We start from the raw sequence: 25,578 nt of genomic DNA on the forward strand, positions 1-25,578 counted from the left end.
CCCGCCACCCGCGGACCTCACCAAGGCTCTGCGAAAATTGCCTTGGCGGGGGAAGGGCGTTCATGCGAATACCCGAAAAATAGTGCGGGGCGGCGAATAACTACGATGCTGACGATGATGGATTCTCGCGACGATGAAAACGGGGGCTCGCGCAGCCAAACGAGTTGGGCGTACGAAGCCATACGTCGCGATATTCTAAGCGGTCGCCATGTTCCCGAGAAGAAGCTCAAGATCCAGGATTTGGCAGAGGAGCTCGAAGTAAGTCCTGGTGCCGTGCGCGAGGCTTTGTCGCGTCTGGTGCCTGAGCAACTCGTTGTTTCGCGAGACCAGCGCGGATTTGCTGTCGCGCCATTGTCGATTTCCGATCTGGAAGACTTGACGGAACTTAGGTGCGATATTGAATCGATCGCTCTCAGGCGGTCGGTCGAACGGGGCACGGTAGAGTGGGAAGCCGGCATTGTGGCCGCTGAGCATCGGCTGCGCGCGCAATCTATCACCATTGATGAGCCCGAACCGCGTCTCAATCCGGATTGGGTCGTCAGTCACGCCGCATTTCACCTCGCACTGGTCGCGGCTTGCGGTAGCCGACGTCTGCTCCAGCTTCACTCGCAGCTATACGAACAGTCAGAGCGATATCGCGGGCTTTCGGTTCGGACCGAAACCGATCGCGACGTCGGCAACGAGCATAGCGAGATTGTGCGTTACGCACTGGCGCGCGATGCTGACCGCCTCGTCGCGGCCACGGTCGATCACCTGCGGACCACCACCGAATTGATCGTCAACGCCGTTCGCAATCGCATAGCGGCTTAGGAGTCGCGACCGTTCTGTCAAACCAACAGGGCAGGTGATAGCTATGACCGCGCTGGTTGCGAGCCTCGGTTTCCTGCCAATGGCGCTTGGCCATGGTTCGGGCGCCGAAGTTCAGAAGCCGCTCGCAACCGTTGTGATCGGGGGACTGATCTCGGCCACCTTACTCACGCTGTTCGTCTTGCCGACGCTCTATGCGCAACTCGCCAAGCGGGTAAGATGACCCCACGCTGCTTTGCGCCCCAATTTCGGCCGTTCGGTGGCGCCCGTTCGGTCCTGAAAGGTGTCGCTCGTCCAGGCCCCGGTTCAAGGCGCAATCTAGGTAGAAAGCGGATTTTCAGCTTGTGCCAGCCGAATTCAGGTTCAGCGATTTGTATCGTCCGAGCGGCCACACCAACCGGGAAGGTAGGAAGCATCCTGCTCGACGGCCATGGCCGCCGCCTTAACTACCGCCCGCTCGAAATCACGCTCGAGCAATTTAAGCCCGATCCGCCGGCGCAGGAAATCGGCCCACAGAAACTCCGAATAGGGCGTGATATCCTTGGCGTAACCGCCCGATCGTCGCAGTTCCCCAGCAAGCGAGCGATAGGGATCGTCTTTCATCGCGCTCACCGACTTTGGCAATTTTTCGTGGCCTTGACGCACGCCCTCCGCGTCGAACGGATGCAGCCAGTTGCGGTTCTCCATGAACGTCCAGAATGCGCTTTTCTTGAGGTAGTGGAGGTCGGCAATCACACTGACCAGGACGTGGCTCACCCCTTCGTCGTGCAACGCGCGGACCAAGTGATGGTGATCGATGACGTAGGGCACGCCCTTTGGACCGACGATCACAGGAATCATGTGCCTACCCAGGAAATCCGGGCCGTCACGCTCGGCGCGTTGGCGCCAATCGGCGCGTTTTCGCTCCACCTCGCGCAAGCCCACGGTCATCTGAGTCGGGCGGAGCGCGGCAATCGCCACGGGATGGAGGGTCGGCGCGAAATCTTCTCTCACCGGTCATCCTTCCGATTCTGACATTGCTGCACTCACGGTTAAAACAGCATCATCGACGCTATAGCTGCTACGCTGGCCGAGATCGGTTTCGCCGGCCGCAGCAATGAGGTCGCGGGCGGCGTCGTGCAAGCGCGCCAGCTGGAGGCGAATTCCGGCATGGGTCATCGAGTGATCGAACTCGACCAGCGCGTCGAGCGCGGTGCTATCGAGATCGTAACTCTCCTCGAGACTGAGGACGACGGCGCGGATTGATGAATCGCCGCGCGTGCTGGACGCGACAAGCCCGAGCATGCGTTCGGCGTTGGCGAAGAACAAAGGCGCGGTGGGCCGCCAAATACCGATATGCGTCGGCGTGATAGCTTCGGCATGGCGCGCCACGTCGACATAATCATGGCTGTCACCCAGTCGACCGAGTCGGGCGATCTGCGGCGTCGCCAGCCGGCGGATGAGCGCCGCGAGGGACAGTGCGATCGCGAGCAACATGCCGTCGAGCACGCCCAGCGCGAGCACGCCAAGGGCGGCCCCGAGCGCGACGAACTGATCACGATCCAAGCGCCATAATCGAACGATCGGCGCAGGGTTGAGTGAGTGAATTAGCGCGGCAATCACCACCGCGGACAGCACCGGTTCCGGCAGAAGCGCGACCAGCGGCATCGCGAACAGCACTATCATCACCAGGCCGATCGCTGCGATCACGCCTGTCATCCGGCTGGTCGAGCCAGCCGCCTCATTCGCCGATCCAGCCGAAAACCCGGCCCCGACCGGCATGCCCTGAACCAACGCGCTCGCGATGTTGGAGAGACCGAGCGCAGCGAGTTCGCGATTGGCGTCGATCGCATCGTCATGTCGGAGCGCGAGTGTCCGAATGGTGCCCCAGGATTCCGCGAACAATATTAGGACGAGCGGTACCGTAAACTGCGCGAGCCGCGAATAATCGCCCCATTCGAGATTGGGTAAGGTGGGCATCGCCAGCGCGGTGTCGATGCGGCCGACCACCGCTACACCGTGCCCCTCAAGACCGAACCAGGCGGAAGCCGCGATCCCCGCGACCAGCACGATAAAGGCGCCTGGGATTGCCGGAAATCGTCGAAGCAGGAGGAGCGCAACCAGCGCTGTCCCTCCCGTCGCTATACTCACGCCCTTCCAGGCCGGCGCTGACCGCACCAAGGCCGCGCAATAGGCGACGATGTCCGAAGACTTGATGCTGACGCCGGTAATGATCGGTAGCTGATGGAGGACGATCGTGACGGCGATGCCCAAAGCGAAGCCGCGTAGAACTGGCCGCGAAATGAAACCGGTTAGTCCACCGAGGCGTGCCGCAGACGCCGCGAGGAACAAAAGCCCCGCCATGCCGACAACCACCGCACCAAGCGCAGCGCGCCCTTCGCCGGGCAGCGGCACCACCGCCAGCGTCGCCGCCAATATCGCTGCCGATGACGATGTGGCGGAGACGATTGCGAACCGGCTGCGCCCGATCATCGCATACGCTATGCAACCGGCGATGCCCGCGAAGATTGCATGCTGGGGCGCCAAACCGGCGATACCCGCATAAGCCACCGCCTCGGGTAGCATGAGGCCCGCAACGCACAATCCCGCGACCAGATCATTTGTCCGCATCGACACCGATTAGCCGCGCAATCCAGGCGGTTGGCAAGTGTGAGATTGGCGGTGACGGAAAGGTGCTCCAACAGCCGCCGCTGAGCCGGATGGCGGCGATCCCGGATGCAGCATCTGTCCGCCTCCGGCGCTTTGTTGATGGAAAACAACCCGGCCTCGACCTCCTCTGCGAATCAGAGGCAAAAGCCCCGGCGGCGCTGAGCTCACCTTGGGTCCGCGGTTAGGCTACGCATTTCTCCATGCTCGCATACCGGCTGGCGCCCAGCCAGGTTTGGAACGTGGCTTCGAGTTCCCGGTCGCCGACCAGCACTAGCGAGCCGTCCTCAATTGCGCTCGTTACGGGCTCGTAGCCCATCCACACTTCGGTCATCGTGCGCAGGTCGGTCGTGATGTAAAGATCCACGTCGAATCCGGGGTCGACCGAACACAGGTCGACGTCCTTGCCGGGTTCAGCGATCAGCCACCAGTTGCGGCTTTCTATAGGCAAATCGCGGTAGATGATCTGAATGGTGCTGCGACGCCGTGGCATCGGGTCCGGGTTGATCTTGCGGCGCATATTCCACATCAAGAGTTTGACATCGAGATGCGCCATCGTCGCTTGCGTCGTCACCCAGCGGTGACCCCAATTGCCCATGGCATCGACGATCGGTTCAGTGGCGCGGCCTGCTTCGGTAAGCGAGTATTCGTAGAGGTCGGGGCCTTCGCTCGACCGCGAGCGTTTGACCACGCCCGCAGATTCCAAATCTTTGAGCCGCTTCGAAAGCAGCGCGGGCGACATCCGCGGTAAGCCACGTCGCAGGTCGTTGAAGCGAGTCGTGCCATTGAGTAATTCGCTCAACAGCATCATGGTCCAGCGCGAACACAAGATGTCGGATGCCATTGCCAACGGGCAGAACTGCCGGAGTCCGTTGTCAGCCATTAGCTTACCTCGCGCGGTCGAGTTCCGTTGAGCTTATGTCGGGCCGCGTGAGGTGACCAGTTCACTTTCTATATCGGCGCGATTCACATTCTGAACTGGCTGCAGCGGCATAGACGGGGTCTACCTTTATTGATCTGGCGAGCCACTCTCGCCTCGAGCAACGGAGAGCCGTCATGACTACCATCGACCGAACGACACAAACGGCCGCCGCTGCAAACCCCAACAAAGCACTGTGGGAGAAAGGCGACTTCACACGAATTGCTGCGTCGATGCGCGAGTCCGGCGAAGAGTTGGTCGAAACGATGGGCGTCACACCGGGCATGGAGGTCCTCGACCTCGGCTGTGGCGACGGAACCACCGCCGTACCCGCCGCCCGGCGCGGCGCGCGAGTGCTCGGCGTAGACATCGCCGCCAACCTCGTCGCGGCAGGTAACGTCCGCGCCCGCGAGGCGGGCCTTTCAAACCTGTTCTTCCGGGAGGGCGATGCGTCTCGTCTGGAAGGAATAGACGACAATCGCTTCGATCTCGTCGTCAGCATCTTTGGCGCGATGTTTGCGCCCAACCCGTTCGACGTAGCGCGTGAGATGGTGCGTGTGGCCCGGCCCGGTGGGCGCATCGTCATGGGCAATTGGATACCCGGCGATCCCACGCTGGTCGCACAAGTCCTCAAGATCAGCGCCGAATTCACCCCGCCGCCGCCCGATGGATTCGTTAGCCCGGTTAGCTGGGGCGTGGCCGATAATGTCCAGGAGCGCTTCACCGCTGCCGGCATTTCACCGGATGCGATCTCCTGCACGCCGACGCTTTATACATTCCGGACGCCTAATCCGCCCGCTGCTCTGCTCGATACGTTCCGCCACTATTACGGGCCGACCATGAACGCGTTCGATGCGGCGCAAAGGGATGGCCGGGCAGACGAACTCTACAACCGACTGTCGGCCCTTTTCGAGGAGGAGAATCAAGGCGGGGCGGACGAAACCATAATTGCTGCGAACTACCTGAAGGTCATAGTCCGCAAATAGCCGGAGGCAGTCCAAACCTGACGGATCTCAACGATGCCAGTGGGTCACTGAGGTTTGGCGACAAAGCGTCGTTGGTCGTTCGCGGCGGACCGGATTTCACCCAATAGCCGTCATTTTCGAACGGTATTGACCAGCGATGTGAGAGGCCGGCCACAGGAGGCAGGCCGGCCTCTCGCTCCCGAAAGCTACGGGAGCATCACGGTATCGATAACGTGGATGACGCCGTTCGACTGCATCACGTTGGCGATGGTGATCATGCCGGTGTCGCCTTTGCCGTCCATGATCGCCCAACCGCCGCCCATCTTCTTGAAGCTCAGCACGCCGCCGTTGACGGTCTTGTAGGTGGCGGTGCCGCCGTTCGCCTGGGCCTTGGCGGCGATCATCGCGGCGGTAATTTTGCCGGGAACAACGTGATAGGTTAGAACGCCGGTGAGCGCAGCTTTGTTTTCGGGCTTAAGCAGTGTGTCGACCGTGCCGGCCGGCAGCTTCGCGAACGCGGCATTGGTCGGCGCGAAGACGGTGAACGGGCCCGGGCCCGACAGCGTATCGACGAGGCCAGCCGCCTTCACCGCCGCGACCAGCGTGGTGTGATCCTTCGAATTGACGGCGTTCTGGACAATGTTCTTGGTTGCATACATGGCCGCGCCACCGACCATCGGATTTTTCATTGCGGCGTATCCGCCCGTCGCGCCGGCGACCAACGTCGCGGCGATCATGATGTTACGAACAACCTTCATATGCCTGTCTCCTATGCCCGCCTGGTTGGCGATTGCGGGCGGAGATACGGACCGGGTGCGTGCCTGGATGCGCTCAGGCGAGAGAAAGTTTTCCCGAGGCGACGACCGGGCCGGTCGGCTTGCCGGTGGGCGAGCCACCCGCCGGCTCGATCGAGACGGCGAGCGTGATACCGGCGGCGAGCTGGCCACGCTGGCCGGGCGCCAACGTCATACGCGACGTGCCTGCCGCAGCAAGCAAGCCCATCGGCTTTGGCACCCCATCGCTGCCGATCATCCAGAGCTGCGCGCTCTTACCGGCGGGGGCCATATTGGCATGCGGGATGGTCATTTCACCGGTCGTCATGTCGATCATCGCCGGGACCGAGGCAGACTTGTCGGTCATCATCAACGACGCGACCATGATCGGGTGCGGCTGCGCGACTGGCACCTGCAGCGGGGTGGGAACGGGGCGGGACACGAAGAACAATGCGACTGCCGCAGCCAGCGCGGTCGCGAGGGCAAGGATTGGCCAGGCGCTTCGCGGCTTCGCGGCGTCTTGTGGCTTGGCAAGGCGTGCGGCGACCGACGCCGGCGCTTCGACCTCGGTGTAATCGTCAAAAAGCCCGGCGAGCCGGTTGCGCCAGCTCTCCACCTCGCGCGCGAAGGCCGGATCTGCGATCACGCGACGCAGCGCGGCCGCACGCTCCTCGCCGTCCAGCAGCCCGATCGCCAGTTCGGCGGCGGTCATGTCGGGCTCCTCAATCATCGCCGATGCATTCCTTAAGCTGCATCAGACCGCGGCGCACCCAGCTCTTCATCGTTCCCAACGGCACGCCCTTCACGTCGGCCAGTTCGGCGTACGTCATGCCGTCGAAAAAGGCGGTGCGGATCGCGTCCCGCTGTCGATCGCCGAGCGCGTCGAGACAGTCGTGCAGCCGCCGCGACATCTCGTCGCGCTGCGCCAAGCTCAGTTGGTCAGGGGCCTCGTCGGCGATTTTGGCCGCTTCCGCCATCGGCTGCGTCGGACGCACGCCCCGCGCGCGAACCCAGTCGATCGCACGATTGCGGGCGATCGTCGCGAGCCAGGAAATCGGGCTCGCGCGTCCCGGCTCGAACGCACCAGCCCGTTTCCAGATCGTGAGGTAGACCTCGTGCAACACATCCTCCGCGCCCGCGCGCTCACCGCAGATACGCAGGCAGATGCCAAATAGCTTCGCCGACGTGAGCCGGTAGATGTCCTGAAAAGCCGCGCGGTCTTCGTCTCCGGTCCGCCGTAGAGCTTCGATCAGGGTCGCCCGCGCGGCGTCAGCGTCGAGGCGATAGAGCATGTCGCGAGGCTAGCCCCGGCAGGGGTCGGGTGCAATCGGTCGTTGTCATATGGGACGCAGCATCGCAGTTGCGATCGCAGTCGGAGCCGTCTGGATTTGGTCCGCCGGCATCGAGGCTGGTTTCGAACGTTCCGCTCTGCCCGGTTATTGCGTAGGTTATCGTCCGGGCGATGGCTGGTCCCATGCCGATCTCTCGGGAGAGTCTTGAAAAATGGAACCTGATCCCGCGAGCGAGACGGAACAAAAGGGACCACGGCTTCTAAGGGTGCTCAAAATATTTGGGCCGGGGATCGTGACCGGCGCGGCTGACGACGATCCCTCCGGCATCGCAACATACTCGCAAACCGGCGCTCAGTTTGGCTTCGGTCAGCTATGGACCTCGCTCTATCAGATACCTTTACTCCTGGCGGTTCAGGAGGCTTGTGCCCGTATCGGCGCGGCAACCGGCAAAGGCTTGGCCGAGCGGCTCATTCTAAACGGCCCGACAGCGCTGGGCCGCCTCGAGCAGGATTTTGCGGGCAGCCGCAGACTGGCCCTCGGACCAAAAATGGCAGCGCCAGTCCGAAATGGCGCAACCGGCGCTTCAGTCGGAGGATCGCCGCGAGGGAGCGCGAGCGCTCGTCGAAAAGCGGGCGCCGGTCTGGAAAGGGCGCTAAGGCTTCGTCAAAGCAACTCGACGCAAGCGCGAACCGCAGTCAGTTGAACTTTTATAATATATAATCATCAACTTACGCGGGGCTGGAGCTTCGTGTGGATCAGTCATTCTCAGCACGGACCAATATGGTCCCGCGCGAACTGGTGCCTCTTAAATCGATCAGCGACAATATCGCGGCTGCGCCGGTGCGTGCTGGATCGTGGCGCTGTTCCACTTCGGGCGTGGACTCAAAAATGGAGTCGCGCGCGACCGGATCGTCGATGATCGTGCCGGCAGCGCGCCCGATCAGCGTCGTACGCGTGCTGCTGTCGCGATACAGGAACGCGATCGCCTGCCCGGCTGCGATGGCATCGGCCAGCCCGCCGGTCGGCTTACGAAGCCACAAGCCCAGCCTAGTCTCGTCGATCGTGTACAGGCTGCCGCGCAGCGATATGCTTGGCAGGCCCTCCTTATCGACATAGGTCACGGCGACGGGTCTGCCTTCGGCCAACGCGCGGTCGAGGCAACGGCGCACCCAGGGCGACATGCCGGCCGCTGGTGTCGGTGGCGCCGCAGGTGTGAATATCTCTTGGATCGTCGAGATTTGCCCCGCCTCGTTGAACCGGAATTCGAGCCGATACGCTGCCGGGGCTGCGCCGATCCCGGCAAAGTCGCCAATGGCGGCGACGCCGTCATCGCTATCGATTACTTCCCAGGCGCCCGCCGCGAGGACGGGTGTGTATGTCCACAACCCCGTCAAGCGCTCGGTCACCGCGTCGATGCCCGCGAAGGCCGCTTGCGCCCCGGCGAATTCCACCGTGGAGGACAAATGGCCGTGCGCTATCCGCGCGGCGGTGACCTCACCGGTACGTAAGGCGCGCACCACTGCCCAAGCCGCCGTTTTCCGTGCCGTCGTTGTCATTGGCGCATCTCCGCATTGAGCCTCAGGCTGGTACGCCAGAACAGGAAGGCGGGGATCGGACCGAGCAGGGCGGCGGCATAGAGCACGTAGCGGACGCTCTGCCCGCCTGCCCATGGCGTGATCGCGTCCGACAGTACGCCGAACAGCAGGGGTCCGAACCCCAATCCAACCAGATTCTGCACCAGCAGGAATACGGCGGTGGCGCCACCGCGCGACGACGGCCGCACTATTCCCTGCAGGCAGGTAAAGACCGGACCATAGGACAAACCGCTGGCAACCGCGCCCGCCAGCAGGAAAAACGCGGCGACGCGCCAGTCTGGCGCACTGTACGCGATCAGCGACAGTGGCACCGATGCGATCAAGCCCATGACGACAACGGTCAGGATGTGCTTCCGATTTTTGGCGCCGTAGCGGCTGGCGCACCAGCCACCGGCCCAGGCACCGACGCCGGTGCCGATACCGGCGACCAGGCCCAGGGTTACCCCGGCGACGCCGGGGCTGAGGTGGTGAATGCGGATCATGAACACCGCCTGCCAGACGCCCTTGCCATAACTGAGGAAGCTGCCGAGCGTGAACGCGGCCATCAGCAACAGGAAGGCGCGCGACGCCATCAGTTCGGCGAAAAGATCCTTGAACGATGGCGGCACATGCTCAGCGGGCATGGCGTCGCGTTCGAATTTGGCCCACACCGTGCGCGGCTCGGGCACGTATCGCCACACGACCAGCCCGAGCGCAATGCCCGGCAGACCGAGGATGAGGAATGCTTCACGCCAGCCAAAGGCATCAGCGAGCAATCCACCAAGACTGAGGCCCAGCAGTGATCCGAGCGGCAGGCCCATGCCGTAAAAGGCCAACGCCTGTGGTCGTTGAGCAAGCGGATAACTGTCGCTGATCAGCGAGTGGGATGGCGGGGTGCAGCCGGCTTCGCCCGCACCGACTCCGATGCGCGCGGCGAGCAACTGACCGAAATTCTGCGCCAGTCCGCACAGGGCCGTCATCGTCGACCATATCGCGAGCATGATGGCGATCAGGCGGGATCGATTGGTCGACGGGCGGTCCGAATAGCGCGCGATCGGAATGCCGACGATCGTGTAGAAGGCCGAGAAGGCCAATCCTGTCATCAGACCAATCTGGGTATCGCTAAGCAGGAGTTCCCGCTTGATCGGTTCGGCTAGGATGCTGGCGATCTGCCGGTCAAGAAAGTTGAGCGTCGATACCAGCATAAGCAGCCATAGCGCGCCGCTCGCGTAGACCGATCGCATCGGTTGCGCCGTAACCGATGACGATGGCGCCGACCATTCTGCCGGGGGCCCATCAAGCGTGGAATCAGCCACAATTCTCTCCATGCGTGAAGCCCTTCCTAAACGGATCAAAGCTTGCTTCTAAAAACCATAGACTGTCAATAACCGCGTAAAATATGCGATGAATTTGAAACTGACTTGCTAATTAAGACCAAACTTGACGGCCAGGAGCGTGGCGGCTAGCGAATCGAGCGGCGCGCGGAGTCGCCGTTTTTGAGAGGTGGAAATGGCGAAGATCGTCTACGGCGCTGGAACATCGCATACGCCGGTGCTGACGCTCCCGCCCGAACACTGGCACGAACGGGCAAAGGCCGACATCAACAACCCCAAACTGACGCTGACGGACGGGCGCACGCTCGACTACCGCGCGCTGCATGCCGAAGTCGGCGACAAATATGCCGACCAGGTTACTGTCGATGTTTTCGCCGAAAAGGGGGTCCGATGTCAGGCTGCGCTCGACCGCCTGGCCGACGATCTGGAGCGCGCCAATCCGGACGTCGTCCTGATCGTCGGTGATGACCAGGACGAACTGTTCGGCACCGACAATCTGCCCGTGATCTCGATCTATTTCGGCGACGAGCTCGTCATGCACAGCGAGCATGATGACGGTAGCATTCCGGCCTGGCGCGTGCCCGTCCGCGAGGGCTTTGCGATGGACGATTTCCATCGCTTTCCCGGCCATAGCGCTCTCGCGCTCGACATCATTGCCGGACTGCTCGACCGCGACGTCGACATCGGCAGCTCGGCGCGTGTCTCTAATCCCGCCGAAGCGGGGTTCGGCCATGCCTATGGCTTTGTCATCAAACGCTTGTTCAAGGGGCGCGCGATCCCGGTCGTGCCGGTACTGCTCAACACCTATTTTCCGCCCAACGTCGCAAGCGCGAAGCGCTGTTTCGACATCGGCCGCTTCATGCGCGAGGCGATCGAGCAATCGCCCGCCGACCTGCGCGTCGCGGTCATCGCATCGGGCGGGCTCAGCCATTTCGTTGTCGATGAGGAGCTGGACCGTCGGATCCTTACCGGTCTGCGGGACAACGATGCCGACATGCTGCGCTCGATCCCGCGCGCGGCCCTGCGATCGGGATCGTCGGAAATCCTCAACTGGATCGTTGCGGCAGGAGCGATCAACGGCATGCAGGTGGCTTGGGAGGAATATGTCCCGCTGTACCGCACTCCGGCGGGCACCGGGATCGGCGCCGCGTTCATGTCATTCTGCCCGTGACCGACGGAGCGGCCGATCTCGTCGTGTTTGCGCCCGCCGGCGCGGTTCGGGGCACGCGCAAGGATGGTGTCAGCCGCTTTCTCGGTATTCCCTATGGCGCGCCGCCGGTCGGTGACCGCCGGTGGCGGCCACCCGAACCCGCGGCCAAATGGCAGGATGTGCGCGACGCGACGCAATTCGCGCCCGATGCCATGCAGCGCAACCGGCCGGCAGGGTCGCGCGCACCAAGTGTCTCTGAAGACTGCCTCACGCTCAACATCTGGGCACCCGCCGCCAAGGCACCCCCGCGTGCCGTCATGGTCTGGTTTTATGGCGGGTCTTTCATACACGGAAGCGCCGCGGATGTCCGCAGCGACGGAACGGTTTTCGCGCGGGAGGACGTGGTCTTTGTTTCGGTGACATCGCGCACGGGCATTTTCGGCTGGTTGGCGCATCCGGACCTCGCAGCGGAATCGCCCGAAGGAGCTGCCGGCAATTATGGGCTGCTCGACGCGATCCTGGCGTTGCGCTGGATCAAGGCAAACATCGCGGCTTTTGGCGGCGATCCTGATCGCGTGACGGTTTTCGGCGTGTCATCCGGTGGCGCGTCGATCGCGTTGTTGATGACGTCCCCGCTGGCGGTGGGCGCGTTCGATCAGGTGATTTTGCAGAGTGCCGGCTCGTTCCGTCCGCTCGCCACGCTCGCCCAAGCTACGGATGCAGGCGCCGCGCTGGGTTCGCTGGCGGACTTGCGTGCGCTCCCGGCGGATCAGGTGCTGGCGCTCGAGCCTCGTCTGGTCCCGGCGGTACGCGGGTTGACCACGCCCCGTGTGCTACGTCCGGTGATCGACGGCTGGGTCGTGCCGCAGGATGAGCGCGCGGCATATCGCGCCGGCGCGTTTGCCGCTGTGCCGGCGATCGTCGGGAGCAATGCCGATGAGGGGTCGCGGCTGACCGCCAGTTGGCCGGTGGATGACCTGGCAGGCTGGAATGCGACGCTCGATGCCAATTTCCCAGCCGATCGTGACCGCGCGGCGGCGCTCTATCCGGCGGCGCGCGACGACGAAGCGCGCGGGGCGGTGGCGCAGATGTTCGGTGACAGCCAATTCCAGCTCGGCACGCGTGAACTGGCGCGCGCCCTGCTTGCGAGAGGTGTTCCCGTGTTCCGCTATCTTTTCACCCGGCGCCGGGCAGGGACGAGCGACGGCCCGCATCATGGCGGCGAAGTGCCTTATGTATTCGGCCATCTCGACGAGCCCCCGGCCGGTAATGCGCCGGCGGCGGGGGAGCGCGATGTTGCGCTGGCCCGGTCGTTCGTCGTCGCGTGGACGAATTTCGCCAAAACGGGCCAGCCTGGCAGTATCGATGGCGTCGACTGGCCTTCCGCAGAAACCGGCTTCCTCGAACTCGGCGACCAAACATGTGTCGGCCATGCATGGCGCGATGCGCAGTTGGACTTCCTGAATGACTATGCCGACCGTTGATGCCGCTGCGCCATGGCTGCGCAGCTATCCCGCGCATTGGCGCGCGCCCACGGACGGCAGGCCGATGCTCGAGCTGTTCGCCGATATGCTCGGCCGGCATGGCGACGCGGTCGCGATCCGCTATTTCGACGGGGTGCTCACGTGGCGCGACGTCGATGTCGAGAGCAACGCCCTTGCTGTCGGCTTGATCGAGCGAGGTGTCCGCGCGGGTGACCGCGCCGCCGTCCTTGTACAGAATATTCCGCAATTCGTGATCTACGTGCTTGCGGTGTGGAAAGTCGGTGCGATTCCCGTGCCGAGCAACCCGGGTTATCGTGAGGTCGAACTGGCACGGCTTTTCGCCGACTGTACGCCTGCCGTCGTCCTGGCGCAGCTCGATCAGGGCGGGGTTGCGCGTGCAGCGCTGGACATGGCGGAAAGCGGTGCGCTTCTGCTGGTGACGAATCCGCGCAGTTATCAGACGCGCAACACTTCGATTCTGCCGGCACCGGTCGCCGCGCCCGATCGCTGCGAACTTTTCGAGGACGTGATCGCGGCGCGCATCGGTTGCACGCCGCCGACGATCATCAGCACGTCAGCATCGCTGGGCCTGATCATGTATACGTCGGGCACGACCGGTGTGCCGCGCGGGGCAATGATGACGCATGCCAACCTCGCCTTTAATACACAGGTGTTCACTATCCTGTCGGAGACCACATCGGCGGACGTGATCTTTGCTGCGGCGCCGTTCTTTCATATTACCGGTATGATCTGCCACTTTGCTGCCGCCTGCGTCGCGGGCTGCGCGATGGTGCTGCCGTATCGGCTGATCGCCGAGCCCGCGCTGGCGTTGATCCGCGAGCACCGCCCGACGGTGACGATTGCCGCGATTACCGCGTTCAACGCGCTGATGAGCGCGCCCGGCGCGACATTCACCGACTTTGCTAGTTTTCGTCATGTGTCCAGCGGCGGTGCGCCGGTCGCGCCGGCGCTGCACGACGAATTGCTGCGGCGGACGGGCATGGAAATTCATGTCGGCTACGGCATGACCGAGACGACCAGCCCGGCGGTCTTCACGCCGGTGGCTCGTAATATCCCGGTCCATCCTGAATATGGCGCGCTGTCGATCGGAATACCGACGCCTGGCACGGAGGTCCGGATCGTCGGTGAAGATGGTGCCGAAGCTCCCCCCGGTGAACCGGGCGAGGTGTGCATGCGAGGCCCGCAGATCATGGCCGGGTATTGGCAGAAGCCGGTCGAAACGGCCGCTGTACTATCGGACGACGGCTGGCTGCGGTCGGGCGATGTCGGAGTGATGGATGACGCTGGCAGGATCTACTTGGTCGACCGCAAGAAGGATATGATCGTCGCCTCCGGGTTCAAGGTGTGGCCGCGCGAGGTTGAGGATGTGCTGCACCAACACCCGGCTGTGCATGAAGCGGCGGTGGTCGGCGCGCCGGATGCCTATCGCGGCGAGACGGTACTGGCCTATGTCTCGCTGAAACCCGGCACGGTGGCCGCTCAAGATGACTTGAAGGCGCATTGTCGCGCCCTGCTGACGGGATACAAGCAACCGCGTGATATTGTCATTCTGGACGAACTGCCAAAGACGGTCACCGGCAAGATCCAGCGAAACGTGCTGCGTGATCGGACCGCCTAGCCGCTATATCTCGCCGCGCAGTTTCGCCGCCACCTCGACCAGTCGCGGTCCCCATTTCTCGCGCATGTCCTCCTGCGAAAGGAAATAGGCTGGCCCGGCAATGTGGAAAGCCAGGACGTCGGACCCGTTGGGGTGGAGCAGGGGCACACCTACGGAATTATAGGCTGGGCTGAATTCGCCCGCGCTGGTGCAGAAGCCGAATTCATGAATCTCGTCGAACGCCTTCAGCATTCGCGCCTGGATAGCATCCGCCCGGTCGCCATTGGCCGCGCGAAGTTCGGCAAAGGCGGCCGCCTGATCCGACGCCGACAGGCTGTGCATCGCTGCCCAGCCCATCGAGGTGACGCCTACGGGCAAGCGGCGGCCGACGCCGATCGCCGTCATGGTGCTGGAGTAGTGGCCGCGGGCATATTCGATGATCGTCATGTCGATCCCGTCGCGGATGCCGAGGCCGACACCCAAGCCGCTGTCCTTCGCTAGCTGCTGCATATAAGGGCGCGCCAGCGTGTGCATTTCGCCGCGCGACAAAACGACATAGCCAAGCGACAAGACGGCTGGAGCCAGTTCGTATTTCCCGATGGATTCGAGATAGGTGAGCATTCCGACATCGGCGAGAGTCTGGGTCAGGCGCGAAACCGTCGCCTTGGGCAGGCCGACTCGCTCGGCCAATTCGGCATTGCCCAGATGCGTATCGCCGATTTGAAACGCTCGCAGGATCGCAAAACCCCGCGCTAGCGCGCTGTTAGGCTGCGTACCTTCACTGTCGATCGCAGCATCGTCCGATCCGGCCGTTTTCCGCTTTCTCATTCAATCTCCTCGGCTTCCACCACCCTGAAGCGCATTCGAGGCCTTAGGCAAGAGCTTGTTGCGATTCAGTCTCAAAATTGTGCAAAGGAATATATAAAACGGAATTAAATTCCGAATTGACGCATTAAAAAACTGTGTCATGGTGATTCCCATAAGAGTTTGGGAGAACGGATGTGGGAATCGAACAAGACTCGCAGGATTTGACGCGCGTCGGACCGGGCACGGTGATGGGCGAGTTCATGCGACAGTATTGGATCCCCTGCATCATGTCGTCCGAACTGACGCCCGATGGAGCGCCGATGCGTCTGCCGATCATGGGCGAAAAATTGATCGCGTTCCGCGACACGTCGGGAAAGGTCGGCATCATCGACCAGAAGTGCCCGCACCGCTGCGCTTCGATGTTCCTTGCGCGCAATGAAGAGAACGGCCTGCGCTGCGTGTATCATGGCTGGAAATTCGACGCCGAGGGCAAGTGCGTCGATATGCCGAGCGTACCAGAGGGCGAGACGCTGAAGGACAAGATCCGCGCAAAGGCCTACAAGACCGCCGAGCGCAACGGCCTGATCTGGGTCTATATGGGTCAGAACCAGGATAACCCGCCGCCGCTGCCATGCATCGAAGTGACGCTGCTCCCCGAAGAGGAGCTCAGCATCTCGATGGTCTATCGCGACTGTAACTGGCTGCAGGCGCTAGAGGGTGACATCGACACCGCGCACTTCGGTTTCCTCCATGCCGGTACGCTCGAGCCGGACGAGATGGACGATACGCACCCGATGTATGCGACCGTCGTCAACCGCATGCCGAAATACGAAGTCGCCGACACCGAATGGGGCACGAGCTACGGCGCGTATCGGCCGTTGCCGCAGGGCGGCATCTACTGGCGCACGGCCAATTTCATGTTTCCGTTCTGGACCCAGAACCCTGCGGGCAAGTTCCCGACCCACGTCCACGCCCGTGCCTGGGTGCCGATCGACGATGACCGGATGATGTTCATCAACGTCTATTGGAAGGAGGCGCTCAACCCGCTCAACCGCCGCGGCGATCCGAAGTTGAAGGACGGCACTGTGCTCGATCAGGGCTACAAGATCGTCAACAACTACCAGCCCAACGGCACCGGCTGGTATGATCGCTGGCGTCTGGTCGAAGTCGAGGAAAACGACTGGATGATCGACCGCGAAGCGCAGGCCAGCGGCGTCAATTATACCGGCCTGATGAACATCCATCTCCAGGATCACGCGATCACCGAGAGCATGGGGCCGATCACCGATCACGCCAGCGAACATCTGACCACGGCCGATCTGATGATCGCGCGCACCCGCCGTCGCGTGCTGCGCGCGGCGCGTGCCTATGCCGAAACGGGCGCGCCGCCGCCCGGTACGCAGGATCCGGAAGTCTTCCTGAAATCCCGCGCGGGCTACTTTGTCGCCGATGAAGGGGTCGCCTGGCAGGACGCCTATGCCGAGAACATCACCTCGGTGATTCGTCCCGCCGCCGACATCGTCGCCGTTCCCGCCGAATAGGAGAGGCACCGATCCGGCGGCGCGCCTGCGCGTCCGCCGGTTCGCGCCACTGATATGGTCGATATGTCGAACCTGTCCAGCTTGTCCGCAAGCCTGATCGATATGCGTCTCACGGCGGTGCTTTACGCCGCCGAAGGGACGAATATCTATGAGCTGCGCCGGCCGGAAGGAGGCTCGGTCGCGCCGTTCACCGCGGGCGCGCATATCGACGTGCATCTGCCCAACGGCCTGATCCGGCAATATTCGATCCTGAACGCGCAGAGCGACACCGAGCGCTATCTGATCGCGGTCAAGCGCGATCCGGCGAGCCGCGGCGGATCGGCGTCGATGCATGAAGAGCTGCGCGTCGGCGCGATCCTGCCCATCAGCAAGCCGCGTAACCACTTTCCGTTGGTCGAAGGCGGCGCGCCGGTGGTGCTGATCGCGGGGGGCATCGGCGTCACACCGCTCTGGTCGATGGCCCAGCGTGCGTCGGCGATCGGTCTCGATTGGCGGCTGCATTACGCGGTGCGCAACCGCGCGGAGGCCGCGTTGCTGAACGACATGGCAGGGCACGGTGACCGGGTCCGGCTGCACGAAGACAACGTCGCCGGCGGACCGATTGACCTGGCGGGGATCATCGCCGGAGCGGCGCCCGAAGCGCATCTCTACTGCTGCGGCCCCGGGCCGATGCTCGACGCGTTCGAGGCGGCCTGCGCCGCTGCGGGCATTGCGCCGGACCATGTTCATGTCGAACGCTTTTCCGCGCCCCCACCGGCTGCGACCACGCAGGGCTTCGTCGTAGAACTCGCACGTAGCGGGATCGAACTGACCGTCGCCCCGGGCGAGACCATTCTGGAATGCGCGCGGAAGGCCGGCCTGCCGGTCGAGGCGTCGTGCGAGCAGGGGATTTGCGGGGCCTGCGAAACCCGCGTGCTGGCCGGGGTTCCGGACCATCTCGACATGATTCTGAACGATGCCGAGCGAGCATCGAACGCAACGATGATGATCTGTTGTTCCGGCAGTCGAACCGAACGTCTGAAATTGGACCTGTAAGCGGCACGAAGGCCGCAGCAGGACCGGAGAGAGGGTAAGCGAATGGCATGGCCCGATAACGAAGCGAGTGGTCGGCCGGAGCGCACGATGCGCGCCGCCGTGATCGGTTTTGGCACGCGCGGTCGCTGCATCGCGCAAGCGCTGTTGCGCTGCGGTTCGACGTCGCCGTGTTCGATCGGCAATTCGCCCGTTGCCATAGCCGGCCCGCGCGCGCCGTGCATCGCATGGGCGTGCAAGAACACGCCTCGATCGGCGGTGCCGTCGCCAATAGCGCGCTAGTGATTGTCGCCGCTGCCCGCGACGCTGCAGTCGAGATAGCGCGGTCGGCGGCGGACCATGTCGAGCCGGATTCCTGGTATCTCGATATGTCAGGGTGCGCGTCTCGTGACGCAGCCGCAGTTGACCGCGCACTGGGTGATTTGGTGAGGCTCAGCCTGCACGACCGGAATTTGCTGGTCGACCGCGCGCGCACCATTCCGTTCGGCCTGACGCTGGAAGAGGTTGCCCGGCACTTGGTAGCGGGGTCGGCGACCAGTGTGGTCCCCGCTTATGCCGGGGCGCAAGTCCTGCCATTTGCCCTCGCGGCGCGCGCGGCTCGGCGCTTGCCATCCGTCAGGGCGGCGTAGCGTTTATGTCGACCCGCAACAGCATCGTCGTCGACGGCTTCGCGCATGGAGCACAGCCGATTCCGGCCGCCTCGCGGGTTGGGCCGCTGCTGATGACCGGTGGCGTCCACGGAATCGACCGCGCCACGGGAAAGCTAGCCGACACGCTCGAGGATCAGGTCGCGCACATGTTCGACAATCTGGCGGCGATTCTGCAGGCCGGCGGCGGCGGGATGGAGCATCTCGTCAAGCTGACGATCTATGCTGGTGTGCCGGAGGTGCGGGCGGCGGTGAACGCTCGTTGGGAAATCGAATTCCCCGATCCCACCTCGCGCCCCGCGCGCCACACACTGACCTCCGCACAATTGCGCGCGCCGATGCTGGTGCAGTGCGACGCGACGGCCTTCATCATGACGTAAGTTCGATTAAAATACTGATTTATATATAAAAATAATGAATGCAGGAGAGATAAAATGATTAAGGGACAGAGCCGTCAGCGGTTGATTTCCGGCACCTCGTTCATCGTTCTGTTGATGGCTAGCGCGAATGCCGGTCACGCCCAGACGGCCGGCGCGCCGACGACGCCCGCACCAACTAGCGCGCCCGTTGCGGCCGATCCGCAGGAGCAAGCCAACCCGACCCCGCCGCCGGGTTCGCCCGACATTGTCGTCACCGGCTCGCGGGCCATCACCAACGGCTCCGCCGCGCCGACCCCACTGACCGTGGTTACGTCCGACCAATTGGTCGCCGCCTCGCCCGGCAATCTCGCCGAGGGTCTTGGGCAACTACCCGTGTTCCGGGGCTCGACGCGGTCATCCTCCGCGGGATCGGCCGGCACCGTTCTGGGCGCGGGCGCCAGCTTGTTGACGCTGCGCGCGCTCGGCGCGTTCCGCACGCTCGTACTGCTCGACGGCCGGCGCATCACGCCGAGCCAGCCGACCGGTGCGACCGACGCCAACCTAATTCCGCAAAGTCTGGTCAAGCGCGTCGACGTCGTTACCGGTGGCGCATCGGCGGCCTATGGCTCGGACGCCGTATCGGGCGTCGTCAACTTCGTGCTCGACACCAAGTTCACCGGCATCAAGGCTAATCTCCAAGGCGGCATTTCGTCGCGCGGCGATGCCGGTACGATGAAGGCCGGACTAACCGTGGGCAAGGCATTCGCCGACGGCCGCATCAATGTCGTGTTTGCCGCCGATTACCTGCGTCAGGAAGGCATCGGGCCAGAGGACTTCGGCGGTCGCAAATGGGCCGAGACGCAATGGGGCGTAATTGGTGTCAGCACGACGACGACGGCGCTGATCGTCGCCCCCGACGTGCGCGACGCGCTGGCGACTGGCGGTGGCGTTATCACCGGGTGTGCACCGGTGAGTGCCGCGTGCCCGCTCAACCGGCAGCAATTCCTGCCGGGCGGTGCGCTGGCGCCGTATCGGCAAGGCACATTCGTGACGTCGGCAACGATGAGTGGCGGTGACGGCTCGCTGCGCCGGACGAACCTGATCGCCGGGTTCGAGGTGACGAACCTGTTCGGCCGCATTCAGTATGAAATCGGCAAGGGCACGATCATCTACGCCGAAGGTATCTACGGCAAATTGCACAACCATTACTTCGGTTCGAACTCGGGCGAACTGGGCACGTCGCCGCTGACGATCTTCGCCGATAACGCCTATCTGCCAGACGCCGTTCGCGCGACGATGACCGCCAACGGCATCACGTCCTTCACGATGGCGCGGACCAATTACGATTTTGGGGGCTCGTTCTACACCAACGATACGGCGACGCGCCGTGGGGTCATCGGTATCGACGGCGGCCTGGGCGGCACATGGAAATACTCGGTCTACGGCGCCTATGGGAAGACCACGTTCGACCTGTTGACCGAGAACAACATGAACGTCGAAAACGTCTATAACGCGGCCGATGCGGTACGCGCGCCGAACGGCTCGATCGTGTGCCGCTCCACGTTGCTTGGGCTGGCGCGCGGTAACGGCTGCGTGCCGGTCAATCTGTTCGGCGAAGGGTCGCCAAGCGGCGAGGCGCTGAAGTACATTCTCCGCACAACTTACCTGAACACCGATCTCGACCAGTTGGTCGGGTCTGCGAGCGTCCGTGGTGAACCGTTCAGCCTGTGGGCGGGGCCGGTGTCGTTCGCCGCAGGCGTGGAATATCGCCGCGAGACCTACAAGCAGGTCAGCGGACCGGATAATGCGATCACTCGTACCGGCACCGACATCCGCGGTTATCCGGCCGCACAGCGCAATCAGTTGGGCGCCTATCTGCTGAGCCCCGCTCAGGCCTTCAGCGGCGATTTCTCCGTCAAGGAGGGCTTCGTCGAAATCAACGTGCCGTTGCTGAAGGACGTCACCGGGTTTCGCAATCTGTCGTTCAACGGCGCTGCGCGTTACGCCGATTACAGCACCGTCGGTGGCGTGGTGACATGGAAGGGCGGCATCAACTGGGAGCCGGTAAACGGCCTGCGCTTCCGCGGCACGCGGTCGCGCGACATCCGCGCGCCCAGCATCAACGAGCTCTATTCCCCCGCGGTGCCAGTCACTGGGCAGCCGGTCAACGATCCACTCAACGGTGGCGCTCGCTTCACCGTCGTGCAGATCAACCAGGGCAATCCCAACCTGAAGGAAGAAACGGCCAATACGCTGGCGCTCGGCGTCGTGCTGCGCCCCGCATTCCTTCGCGGGTTCACGGCCTCGGTCGATTATTTCAACATCAACATCGGCAACGTCATCGCGCCCCCGACGCGCGATTCCGTGGTGAATGCCTGCGGCCTGTCGTGCCCCGATGTTATTCGCAACCCGGACGGCACGATCAACCAGGTGATCACGCGGCAGCAAAACCTCGCCCGGCTACGTACCAACGGCGAAGACTATGAGATTGGCTATATCACCCGACTTGATGGGGTTGGCTTGCCGGGGACGCTGTCGACGCGGTTGCTGGTCACGCACACGCGCCATCTTCAGCTGACCACGGCAGGTATCACGGTGGATCGCGTCGGCGATCTGAACGTCACTCCGGGCGCCAATGTCCCACCGGGTGCAGCCGAGTGGGCCGGTTCGCTGGCGGTCGAATATCGCAGCGATCGCGTTCACCTGTTCGTACAGGAGCGGTACATCGGCTCGGGCTTCCTCGACAAGACCCAGACCTATGACCCGCGCCAGGACACGCGTGTGCCAGCGGTCTTCTATACCGACTTGACGGTGGGTTATTCGCCGAAGACCTTGGGCGGCGGCATGGAGATTTTCTTCACTGTCAACAATCTTTTCGACAAGGATCCACCTCTTACGCCGAACGGATCGAACACCACGCCGCGTGCGGCGAACGGCGCGCTCTATGACTTTATCGGCCGTAACTACACTGCTGGCGTCAGATTCAAATTCTGACCATGACGGCGGAAGAAATCCTCGAACGCGACTTCGGCACGCTGCCCGATCTGATCCGGGCGCATGCCGACGCGCGAGGTTCGCATCCCGCGCTGATTGAGGGCGGGCGGACACTGACATACCGGGACCTGGACCGGCAGGTCGATCGCGCGGCGGCCGCCTTGCAGCGCGATGGAGTGTCGCAGGGGCAAGCGGTCGCCATTATGGCGGCGAATTCGATCGACTACGTGATCGTTTACATCGCGGCGCTGCGCGTCGGCGCGGTCCCGGCGCTGATCGCGCCGTCGTCCAGCGCCGATTCCGCTCTTCGGATGATGCGCGACGCAGGGTCCAGCTTGCTGTTCGCCGATGGCGCGGCGGCGGCGCAGCTGCCGCCCGGTGCGATCCGACCGATCGGTATCGGCGCCGCGGCCGAAGCACCGCTGTTGCAGGATTGGATGGCGCCGGAGGATGTCGTGCCAGCGCCGGCGGCCATCGCGCCGGGGGATGCCTTCAACATCATTTACTCATCGGGCACCACGGGCGAGCCGAAGGGTATCGTTCAGAGCCACCGGATGCGCTGGCACCATATCTGGCGCGGGCGCCTGACCGGCTATGCGCCCGATGCCGTCACGTTGATTTCGACGCCGCTTTATTCGAACACGACGTTGGTCAGCCTTATCCCCGCTTTGTCCTATGGCGGCTCCGTCGTAATCATGCCCAGGTTCGACGCGCGGCGATTCCTCGAGCTTGCCGAGAAGCATCGCGTCACCCACGCCATGCTGGTGCCGGTCCAGTATCGCCGTTTGCTCGCCGATCCCGCGTTTGACCGGTTCGACCTGTCGGCGTTCCGCATGAAGACCTGTACCAGCGCTCCGTTCGGCGCCGCCCTGAAGGCCGAAGTGCTGCAGCGCTGGCCGGGCGGGTTGATTGACATCTATGGCATGACCGAAGGCGGCGGGACGATGACGCTTGTCGCACACCTTTATCCGGACAAGCTGCACACCGTCGGCAAGCCGGTCGACGGCCACGACGTGCGCCTGATCGATGACGACGGCGTGGAAGTGCCGCCGGGCGGCACGGGCGAGGTGGTCGGCCGCTCGATCGCGATGATGACGCATTATCACAACCAGCCGGCCAAGAGTCGCGACGCCGAATGGCATGATCCGCAGGGCAATCGTTTCATCCGCACCGGCGATGTCGGCCGCTTCGACAAGGACGGGTTCCTGACCTTGGTCGACCGCAAGAAGGACATGATAATTTCGGGCGGTTTCAACATCTATCCGTCCGATCTCGAGGCGGTGATCGCGACGCATCCGGCGGTCGCCGACTGTACGGTTATCGGAGTCGAATCCGACCAATGGGGTGAAACGCCCGTTGGCTTCTACGTCGCGCGCGACGCGACGCCGGCCGAGGAAATCTTGGCCTGGACCAACGCCCGCCTGGGCAAGACCCAGCGCTTGTCCGCTCTACATCCGATCGACGAACTGCCCCGCAGCGCGATCGGCAAGGTTCTTAAACGCGAGTTGCGAGACCGGATCGCCGCCGCTCGCCAAGCCGCCTGATCCTTTCTCCGCTCCATACAAGGAACAATCGATGACGTCTCCGATCCGTACCGTGCGCCACGACGATGTGCTTGAATTCATCTCGGACAATCCGCCGGTCAATGCGCTCGGTGCCGCCGTTCGTCAGGGGCTGGCCAAGGCGGTCGAGGAACTTCTCGGCGATGACGGTCTAAAAGCCGCAGTGCTGCGCTGTGACGGCCGGACTTTCTTCGCGGGCGCCGACATCACCGAATTCGGCAAGCCGATGCAGGAGCCGGGGCTGGGCGCACTGATCGCGATGATCGAAGGCGCGCACAAACCGGTAGTGGCGGCGATCCACGGCACCGCCCTGGGCGGCGGTTGCGAGATCGCATTGGGTTGCCACTATCGCATGGCCGCCCCGTCCGCGAAGGTGGGCACGCCCGAGGTCAAGCTCGGCCTGTTGCCAGGGGCAGGGGGCACGCAGCGGATTCCCCGCCTAGCGGGTGTCGCCTTTGCGCTGGAAATGGTCGCAAAGGGCGATCCGGTTTCCGCGAAACGCGCCGCGGACGCTGGCCTGATCGACCGCTTGGCCACCGAAGGCAAGCTGGCCGAAGACGCCATCGCCTTTGCTCGCGAGATCGCCGCCGTGCGGCCGCTGCCGCGCGCTTCGGAAAAGGTAGCAGCCCCGGATCCCGAAGCGGTCGCCGCATTCCAAAAGGCCAATGCCCGGCGCTTCAAGGGGTTCGATGCGCCAGCCGCCAACATCGCCTGCGTCGTGAAGGCGACCGAAGTTCCGCTTGAGGAAGGGCTGGCGTTCGAACGGCAGGAGTTTCAGAAATTGCTGGCGGGCACGCAATCGTCGGCGTTGCGGCACATGTTCTTTGCCGAACGCAAGGCGGCTAAGATTGATGACGTGCCTGAGGACACGCCGAAGCGCGACGTGACGCATGTCGGTATCATCGGCGCCGGTACGATGGGCGGCGGCATCGCGATGAATTTCCTGACCGCCGGCATTCCGGTGACAATCGTCGAAACGGCGCAGGAAGCGCTTGATCGCGGGGTCGCGACAATCCGCCGCAATTACGACAATTCGGCCAAGCGCGGACGGTTCACCGCCGAACAGGTCGATACGATCATGGCTCGGCTTACCCCCTCGCTCGCATTCGACGACCTCGCCACCTGCGACCTGGTGATCGAGGCGGTTTATGAGAATATGGACCTGAAAAAGACGCTGTTCGGCAAGCTCGGCGAGATTGCGAAGCCTGGTGCGATCCTGGCGTCGAACACCAGCTTTCTGAACATTGACGAAATTGCCGAAGCCAGCGGGCGTCCGGAAGACATGCTGGGTCTGCACTTCTTCTCGCCCGCCAACGTCATGCGCTTGATGGAGGTGGTGCGCGGGGCGAAGACTGCGCCCGACGTGCTGGCGACGGCGATGGCGCTGGCCAAGAAGATCGGCAAGGTCGCCGTGGTCTCGCGCGTGTGTCACGGGTTTATCGGCAACCGGATGATGGCGCAGCGCAGCGCTCCCGCGACGGCCATGCTGATCGAGGGCGCGTCGCCCGAGCAGATCGACGCAGCCTTCACCGATCTCGGTATGGCGATGGGGCCGTTCCAGATGAGCGACATGGCGGGTGTCGATGTCGGTTGGCACCGCGATCCGACGCGCGTCACGACGATCCGTGAAGCATTGTGCGCAGAGGGGCGGCTCGGCCAAAAAACGGGCGGCGGCTTTTACGACTATGATGCCGACCGCAACCGCACGCCGAGCCCGCGTGCGGCCGAGATCATCGACGATTTCCGCAAGAAATCGGGCGTCGAAAGCCGCGCCATCGACGCCACCGAGATTGTCGAACGCGCGATCTACCCCATGATCAACGAGGGCGCGAAAATCCTTGATGAGGGCGTTGCCCAGCGCGCGAGCGACATCGATACGGTTTGGCTGACGGGCTATGGCTGGCCGACCTATACCGGCGGTCCGATGTTCTGGGCGAACACCATCGGTTTGTCGAAGATTGTCGCGGGGCTGGAGCGTCACGGTATCGAGGTCGCGCCGCTGCTACGCCGCAAGGCCGAGCTCAACGAGGCATTCGACTAAGTCTTACTGCGCAAGTCGAAGAGATAAAAATGC

22 protein-coding genes and 1 pseudogene are annotated in these 25,578 nt (G+C 63.4%); 14 read left to right on the forward strand and 9 right to left on the reverse strand.

Going from position 1 to position 25,578, the window contains the following annotated elements:
* The first annotated feature begins 105 nt into the window (after nt 1–105).
* A complete protein-coding gene (locus J0J06_RS02645; RefSeq protein ID WP_294039800.1) occupies nt 106–810 on the forward strand; it encodes an FCD domain-containing protein in 705 nt (234 codons plus the stop codon).
* A 43-nt stretch (nt 811–853) separates the two neighbouring features.
* A pseudogene (locus J0J06_RS02650) lies at nt 854–1,030 on the forward strand (efflux RND transporter permease subunit); the annotation flags it as partial.
* Between the two features lie 140 nt (nt 1,031–1,170).
* On the opposite strand, the gene J0J06_RS02655 reads toward J0J06_RS02650, so the two are convergent.
* The 3 genes from J0J06_RS02655 to J0J06_RS02665 form a co-directional block, all read right to left on the reverse strand.
* Entirely contained in the window at nt 1,171–1,767 is a 597-nt protein-coding gene (locus tag J0J06_RS02655) for a ParB-like protein (protein WP_294039801.1), read from the reverse strand.
* A gap of 36 nt (nt 1,768–1,803) precedes the next feature.
* Entirely contained in the window at nt 1,804–3,417 is a 1,614-nt protein-coding gene (locus J0J06_RS02660; RefSeq protein ID WP_294039802.1) for a SulP family inorganic anion transporter, read from the reverse strand.
* A gap of 220 nt (nt 3,418–3,637) precedes the next feature.
* Nucleotides 3,638–4,297, reverse strand: coding sequence for a helix-turn-helix domain-containing protein (locus J0J06_RS02665; RefSeq protein WP_294039803.1), 660 nt, complete (start codon nt 4,295–4,297; stop codon nt 3,638–3,640).
* 212 nt (nt 4,298–4,509) lie between these two features.
* On the opposite strand from J0J06_RS02665, the gene J0J06_RS02670 reads away from it, so the two are divergent.
* Nucleotides 4,510–5,358 (forward strand): class I SAM-dependent methyltransferase, encoded by an 849-nt coding sequence (locus tag J0J06_RS02670; RefSeq protein WP_294039804.1) that lies wholly within the window; start codon nt 4,510–4,512, stop codon nt 5,356–5,358.
* A 185-nt stretch (nt 5,359–5,543) separates the two neighbouring features.
* Here J0J06_RS02670 and J0J06_RS02675 read toward each other — a convergent pair whose 3' ends face one another.
* The 3 genes from J0J06_RS02675 to J0J06_RS02685 all read right to left on the reverse strand — a co-directional run bounded on the left by J0J06_RS02675 (nt 5,544) and on the right by J0J06_RS02685 (nt 7,402).
* A complete protein-coding gene (locus tag J0J06_RS02675; RefSeq protein ID WP_294040814.1) occupies nt 5,544–6,074 on the reverse strand; it encodes a fasciclin domain-containing protein in 531 nt (176 codons plus the stop codon).
* Nucleotides 6,075–6,168: 94 nt separating this feature from the next.
* Entirely contained in the window at nt 6,169–6,822 is a 654-nt protein-coding gene (locus J0J06_RS02680) for an anti-sigma factor (RefSeq protein WP_294039805.1), read from the reverse strand.
* Nucleotides 6,823–6,832: 10 nt separating this feature from the next.
* A complete protein-coding gene (locus tag J0J06_RS02685) occupies nt 6,833–7,402 on the reverse strand; it encodes a sigma-70 family RNA polymerase sigma factor (RefSeq protein WP_294039806.1) in 570 nt (189 codons plus the stop codon).
* 211 nt (nt 7,403–7,613) lie between these two features.
* Here J0J06_RS02685 and J0J06_RS16855 point away from each other — a divergent pair, with 211 nt between their 5' ends.
* Nucleotides 7,614–8,105 (forward strand): divalent metal cation transporter, encoded by a 492-nt coding sequence (locus J0J06_RS16855; protein ID WP_366931190.1) that lies wholly within the window; start codon nt 7,614–7,616, stop codon nt 8,103–8,105.
* Nucleotides 8,106–8,157: 52 nt separating this feature from the next.
* Here J0J06_RS16855 and J0J06_RS02695 read toward each other — a convergent pair whose 3' ends face one another.
* Nucleotides 8,158–8,958, reverse strand: coding sequence for a hypothetical protein (locus J0J06_RS02695; protein ID WP_294039807.1), 801 nt, complete (start codon nt 8,956–8,958; stop codon nt 8,158–8,160).
* Entirely contained in the window at nt 8,955–10,220 is a 1,266-nt protein-coding gene (locus J0J06_RS02700; RefSeq protein ID WP_294039808.1) for an MFS transporter, read from the reverse strand. Before J0J06_RS02700 ends, J0J06_RS02695 begins: the two co-directional genes overlap by 4 nt.
* Nucleotides 10,221–10,485: 265 nt before the next feature.
* On the opposite strand from J0J06_RS02700, the gene J0J06_RS02705 reads away from it, so the two are divergent.
* Genes J0J06_RS02705 through J0J06_RS02715 form a run of 3 tightly spaced genes read left to right on the forward strand, consistent with a single transcriptional unit; the run spans nt 10,486 to nt 14,583 of the window.
* Nucleotides 10,486–11,481 (forward strand): extradiol ring-cleavage dioxygenase, encoded by a 996-nt coding sequence (locus tag J0J06_RS02705; protein WP_294039809.1) that lies wholly within the window; start codon nt 10,486–10,488, stop codon nt 11,479–11,481.
* On the forward strand, nt 11,478–12,944 hold the full coding sequence (locus J0J06_RS02710) for a carboxylesterase family protein (RefSeq protein ID WP_294039810.1): 1,467 nt from the start codon (nt 11,478–11,480) through the stop codon (nt 12,942–12,944). Before J0J06_RS02705 ends, J0J06_RS02710 begins: the two co-directional genes overlap by 4 nt.
* The gene (locus tag J0J06_RS02715) at nt 12,925–14,583 is read left to right on the forward strand and encodes an AMP-binding protein (RefSeq protein WP_294039811.1); all 1,659 of its coding nucleotides are present in this window, start codon (nt 12,925–12,927) and stop codon (nt 14,581–14,583) included. The genes J0J06_RS02710 and J0J06_RS02715 overlap by 20 nt, the downstream gene beginning before the upstream one ends.
* 3 nt (nt 14,584–14,586) lie before the next feature.
* On the opposite strand, the gene J0J06_RS02720 is transcribed toward J0J06_RS02715, so the two are convergent.
* Entirely contained in the window at nt 14,587–15,390 is an 804-nt protein-coding gene (locus J0J06_RS02720; RefSeq protein ID WP_294039812.1) for an IclR family transcriptional regulator, read from the reverse strand.
* A gap of 173 nt (nt 15,391–15,563) precedes the next feature.
* Between J0J06_RS02720 and J0J06_RS02725 the strand changes: the two genes are divergently transcribed.
* From J0J06_RS02725 to J0J06_RS02755, 7 genes are all read left to right on the forward strand, one after another.
* Nucleotides 15,564–16,910 (forward strand): Rieske 2Fe-2S domain-containing protein, encoded by a 1,347-nt coding sequence (locus J0J06_RS02725; protein WP_294039813.1) that lies wholly within the window; start codon nt 15,564–15,566, stop codon nt 16,908–16,910.
* A 63-nt stretch (nt 16,911–16,973) separates the two neighbouring features.
* Entirely contained in the window at nt 16,974–17,945 is a 972-nt protein-coding gene (locus tag J0J06_RS02730; RefSeq protein ID WP_294039814.1) for a PDR/VanB family oxidoreductase, read from the forward strand.
* A gap of 230 nt (nt 17,946–18,175) precedes the next feature.
* Nucleotides 18,176–18,571, forward strand: coding sequence for a hypothetical protein (locus J0J06_RS02735; RefSeq protein WP_294039815.1), 396 nt, complete (start codon nt 18,176–18,178; stop codon nt 18,569–18,571).
* Nucleotides 18,572–18,576: 5 nt separating this feature from the next.
* The gene (locus J0J06_RS02740; protein ID WP_294039816.1) at nt 18,577–18,969 is read left to right on the forward strand and encodes a RidA family protein; all 393 of its coding nucleotides are present in this window, start codon (nt 18,577–18,579) and stop codon (nt 18,967–18,969) included.
* Between the two features lie 54 nt (nt 18,970–19,023).
* Nucleotides 19,024–21,942, forward strand: a complete 2,919-nt coding sequence (locus J0J06_RS02745; RefSeq protein WP_294039817.1) for a TonB-dependent receptor — start codon at nt 19,024–19,026, stop codon at nt 21,940–21,942.
* A gap of 2 nt (nt 21,943–21,944) precedes the next feature.
* Nucleotides 21,945–23,486, forward strand: coding sequence for a class I adenylate-forming enzyme family protein (locus J0J06_RS02750; RefSeq protein ID WP_294039818.1), 1,542 nt, complete (start codon nt 21,945–21,947; stop codon nt 23,484–23,486).
* A gap of 31 nt (nt 23,487–23,517) precedes the next feature.
* On the forward strand, nt 23,518–25,545 hold the full coding sequence (locus J0J06_RS02755) for a 3-hydroxyacyl-CoA dehydrogenase NAD-binding domain-containing protein (protein WP_294039819.1): 2,028 nt from the start codon (nt 23,518–23,520) through the stop codon (nt 25,543–25,545).
* Nucleotides 25,546–25,578: the final 33 nt, after the last annotated feature.

It is taken from the genome of Sphingomonas sp., assembly GCF_017304615.1.
GTDB lineage: Bacteria > Pseudomonadota > Alphaproteobacteria > Sphingomonadales > Sphingomonadaceae > Sphingomonas.

What these genes read in the sequence shown, in the direction of transcription:
- J0J06_RS02680 (WP_294039805.1), bottom strand. Translation starts at nt 6,822, where the DNA reads ATGACCGCCGCCGAACTGGCGATCGGGCTGCTGGACGGCGAGGAGCGT.
- J0J06_RS02740 (WP_294039816.1), top strand. Translation starts at nt 18,577, where the DNA reads ATGTCGACCCGCAACAGCATCGTCGTCGACGGCTTCGCGCATGGAGCA.
- J0J06_RS02745 (WP_294039817.1), top strand. Translation starts at nt 19,024, where the DNA reads ATGATTAAGGGACAGAGCCGTCAGCGGTTGATTTCCGGCACCTCGTTC.
- J0J06_RS02645 (WP_294039800.1), top strand. Translation starts at nt 106, where the DNA reads ATGCTGACGATGATGGATTCTCGCGACGATGAAAACGGGGGCTCGCGC.
- J0J06_RS02730 (WP_294039814.1), top strand. Translation starts at nt 16,974, where the DNA reads ATGTCGAACCTGTCCAGCTTGTCCGCAAGCCTGATCGATATGCGTCTC.
- J0J06_RS02670 (WP_294039804.1), top strand. Translation starts at nt 4,510, where the DNA reads ATGACTACCATCGACCGAACGACACAAACGGCCGCCGCTGCAAACCCC.
- J0J06_RS02720 (WP_294039812.1), bottom strand. Translation starts at nt 15,390, where the DNA reads ATGAGAAAGCGGAAAACGGCCGGATCGGACGATGCTGCGATCGACAGT.
- J0J06_RS02750 (WP_294039818.1), top strand. Translation starts at nt 21,945, where the DNA reads ATGACGGCGGAAGAAATCCTCGAACGCGACTTCGGCACGCTGCCCGAT.
- J0J06_RS02665 (WP_294039803.1), bottom strand. Translation starts at nt 4,297, where the DNA reads ATGGCATCCGACATCTTGTGTTCGCGCTGGACCATGATGCTGTTGAGC.
- J0J06_RS02755 (WP_294039819.1), top strand. Translation starts at nt 23,518, where the DNA reads ATGACGTCTCCGATCCGTACCGTGCGCCACGACGATGTGCTTGAATTC.
- J0J06_RS02705 (WP_294039809.1), top strand. Translation starts at nt 10,486, where the DNA reads ATGGCGAAGATCGTCTACGGCGCTGGAACATCGCATACGCCGGTGCTG.
- J0J06_RS02660 (WP_294039802.1), bottom strand. Translation starts at nt 3,417, where the DNA reads ATGCGGACAAATGATCTGGTCGCGGGATTGTGCGTTGCGGGCCTCATG.
- J0J06_RS02685 (WP_294039806.1), bottom strand. Translation starts at nt 7,402, where the DNA reads ATGCTCTATCGCCTCGACGCTGACGCCGCGCGGGCGACCCTGATCGAA.
- J0J06_RS02675 (WP_294040814.1), bottom strand. Translation starts at nt 6,074, where the DNA reads ATGATCGCCGCGACGTTGGTCGCCGGCGCGACGGGCGGATACGCCGCA.
- J0J06_RS02700 (WP_294039808.1), bottom strand. Translation starts at nt 10,220, where the DNA reads ATGCGATCGGTCTACGCGAGCGGCGCGCTATGGCTGCTTATGCTGGTA.
- J0J06_RS02715 (WP_294039811.1), top strand. Translation starts at nt 12,925, where the DNA reads ATGACTATGCCGACCGTTGATGCCGCTGCGCCATGGCTGCGCAGCTAT.
- J0J06_RS02695 (WP_294039807.1), bottom strand. Translation starts at nt 8,958, where the DNA reads ATGACAACGACGGCACGGAAAACGGCGGCTTGGGCAGTGGTGCGCGCC.
- J0J06_RS16855 (WP_366931190.1), top strand. Translation starts at nt 7,614, where the DNA reads ATGGAACCTGATCCCGCGAGCGAGACGGAACAAAAGGGACCACGGCTT.